1 rRNA gene is annotated in these 426 nt (G+C 58.0%); it reads right to left on the bottom strand.

The annotated features are described in order from the left end of the window. Positions 1 to 358: 358 nt before the first annotated feature. A 16S ribosomal RNA gene (locus tag KUF83_RS15780) occupies positions 359 to 426 on the bottom strand; the annotation flags it as partial.

Genomic DNA, 426 nt, shown 5'->3' with positions numbered 1-426 from the left:
CTGGTACCAAGGCATCCACCGTGCGCCCTTAAAAACTTGGCCACAGATGCTCGCGTCCACTGTGCAGTTCTCAAACAACGACCAACCACCCGTCACAACCCACCGAAGCAGATTTTTACCGGGGCCGGCACTGAAGACAGACCTTGCGGCCATACCCTCAGACACCCAACAGCGTGCCCGACCAGATCCCGTCCGGAGATCATGCTTTCCACACTCTTGCGAGCAGTACTTGCAGCCTCCGACCCGTGACATCCGGCCGAATAATCAACGTTCCACCCATGAGCAACCACCGTCGAACGTGTGCCGACGTAATGGCCCTGGACCACCAAGCAAGCTTGGCGGCCTAGATGCTCCTTAGAAAGGAGGTGATCCAGCCGCACCTTCCGGTACGGCTACCTTGTTACGACTTCGTCCCAATCGCCAGTC

Source organism: Streptomyces sp. BV286, from assembly GCF_019090165.1.
GTDB lineage: Bacteria > Actinomycetota > Actinomycetes > Streptomycetales > Streptomycetaceae > Streptomyces.
Note: the sequence above shows the minus strand (reverse complement) of the source record. Positions and strands in the feature narration are given on the sequence as shown.